The following is a 2,710-nucleotide window of genomic DNA, read 5'->3' as shown; positions in this document are numbered from 1 at the left end:
CGAGCGCGGTGTCGGCCACCACCACAGTGGCGGTCGGGCGCTGGGTGTCGATCGAGTAATTGTTGGAATCGGTGGTGCCGCTGCCGGCATTGCCGGACAGGTTTTGAACACCGGAATTGTCCAGCGTAATCAGGTTGGTGGCGTCGGTGATGTTGGTGGTCGGTGTGAACGTTGCCGTCCAGGTAATGCCGCCGTCGCTGCTGCTCACCGCAGATAACGTGCCGTTGGCGATGGTCAGGTCGGCATTGGTGAAACCGGTCACCGCTTCGCTGAAGGTGATGGTCACCAGCGAGGACTCGCCGATTTTCAGGCTGGGGTCGGACACGATGATGGTCGCGGTCGGCAGCACGGTGTCGATGGTGTAATTGTTGGAGTTGGTGGTGCCGCTACCGGCGTTACCCGCGAGGTCCGCGATGCCGGTGTTGGCCAGCGTGATCAGGTTGCTCGCGTCGTTGACGCCCACGTTCGGGGTGAACGTCGCCGTCCAGGTAATGCCGCCGTCGCTGCTGCTCACCGCCGTCAACGTACCGTTGGCGATGGTCAGGTCGGCGTTGGTGAAACCGCTCACCGCTTCGCTGAACGTGATGGTCACCAGCGAGGTTTCGCCGGCCGTAAGGTTGCTGTCGGCGACCACGATGGTCGCGGTCGGGCGCTGGGTGTCAATGGCGTAGTTGTTGGAGTCGGTGGTGCCGCTGCCAGCGTTGCCCGCCAGGTCGGCAATGCCGGTGTTGTCCAGAGTGATCAGGTTGGTGATGTCGGTGATGCTGGCGCTCGGGGTGAACGTCGCGGTCCAAGTGATGCCGCCATCGCTGCTGCTCACCGCACTCAGCGTGCCGTTGGCAATGGTCAGGTCGGCGTTGGTGAAGCCGGTCACCGCTTCGCTGAAGGTGATGGTCACCAGCGAGGTTTCGCCGATTCGCAGGTTGTTGTCGGCCACCACGATGGTCGCGGTCGGGCGCACGGTATCGATGGCGTAGTTGTTGGAATCGGTGGTCCCGCTGCCGGCGTTGCCGTTCAGATCCGCGATGCCGGTGTTGTTCAGGGTGATCAGGTTGGTCGCGTCGGTGATGCTGGCGGTCGGCGTGAAGGTCGCCGTCCAGGTAATGCCGCCGTCGCTGCTGCTGACCGCCGTCAAGGTGCCGTTGGCAATCGTCAGGTCGGCGTTGGTGAAACCGGTGACCGCTTCGCTGAAGGTGATGGTCACCAGCGAGGTTTCACCGATCCGCAGGTTGTTGTCGGCCACCACAATGGTCGCGGTCGGCCGCGCAGTGTCGATGGCGTAGTTGTTGGAATTGGTGGTGCCAGTGCCGGCATTGCCAGCCAGATCGACGACCCCGGTGTTATCCAGGGTGATCAGGTTAGTGGTGTCGGTGATGTTGCTGGTCGGGGTGAGCGTGGCGGTCCAGGTGATGCCGCCGTCACTGCTGCTCAGACCACTCAGGGTGCCGTTGGCTACGGTAAGGTCGGCGGTGGTGAAGCCGCTGACCGCTTCGCTGAAGGTGATGGTCACCAGCGAGGTTTCACCGGCCGCCAAATTGGTGTCGGCCACCACAATGGTCGCGGTCGGGCGCTGGGTATCGATCACGTAGTTGGCCGAATCCGTCGTGCCGCTGCCGGCGTTGCCAGCGAGGTCGGCGATACCGGTGTTGTCCAGGGTGATCAGGTTGGTGGTGTCGGTGATGCTGGCGGTCGGAGTGAAGGTTCCTGTCCAGGTGATGCCACCGTCGCTGCTGCTCACCGCGCTCAGCGTACCGTTGGCGATGGTCAGGTCGGCGTTGGTGAAACCGGTCACGGCTTCACTGAAGGTGAAAGTCACCAGCGAAGTATCGCCGATCTTCAACGCCGTATCGGACATCACGATGGTCACGGTCGGGCGCGCGGTATCAATCGCGTAGTTGACGGAGCTGGTGGTGCCGACGCCCGCCACGCCGTCGCTGATCGCCGTCACCCCGGTGTTGTCGAGGGTGATCAGGTTGGTCGCGTCGGTGATGTTGTTGGTCGGAGTGAACGTCGCGGTCCAGGTCAGACCGCCGTCGCTGCTGCTCACCGCTGTCAGCGTGCCGTTGGCAATGGTCAGGTCGGCGTTGGTGAAACCGCTCACCGCCCGGCTGAAAGTGATGGTCACCAGCGAGGTTTCGCCGATTTTCAACGCCGTGTCGGCCATCACGATGGTCGCGGTCGGCGGCTCAACATAAGCAGTGTTGAGCGTACCGCCGTTGTTGTAGATCGCCGCGAAGGCCAACGGTACAGAGCCCGTCACGCCGCCGCCCAGCTCTGCACCACCGGAGCCGCTGCCGGCCGCGTTGCCACTGATGGCGCTGAAGTTGGCGGCGGTGATCAGCACCGTACCGCCCTGGTTCCAGATCGCGCCGACACCTCGTCCGCCGTCGCCACCGTTCAGGTTGTTGCTGCCCTGGCCGCTGCCGCCACCGCCACCGCCGCCCGCACCGATGTTGTTGCTGATGACCGACGTCCCGACGATTTTAAGAGTCCCGGTCGAGGCGTTGTAAATGCCGCCGGCCGCATTGCCGCCGACGCCGCCAACCTTGTCCCAACCGGCCCCGCCACCGCCACCGCCGATGGAAATCGTGCCGTTGTTGGCCGTGCCGCCATTGCCGCCGTTGCTGTAGTAGGAAACGCCCAACCCGCCGGCACCACCGGTGCTGCTGCCACCGCGACCGCCCATGTGCGTCGCATCGTAGCCGCCGCC

Annotated in this window: 1 protein-coding gene; it reads right to left on the bottom strand. The window is 64.2% G+C overall.

Features of this window, described 5'->3' with window-relative positions:
- Nucleotides 1-2,710, bottom strand: a 2,710-nt coding sequence (locus tag HT737_RS16620) for an Ig-like domain-containing protein (RefSeq protein ID WP_306287224.1), incomplete at both ends; no start/stop codon positions are given.

The sequence above is a fragment of the Pseudomonas sp. MD195_PC81_125 genome (assembly GCF_014060985.1).
Classification (GTDB): Bacteria; Pseudomonadota; Gammaproteobacteria; order Pseudomonadales; family Pseudomonadaceae; genus Aquipseudomonas; species Aquipseudomonas parakoreensis.
This window is presented reverse-complemented; position numbering and strand designations above follow the sequence as displayed.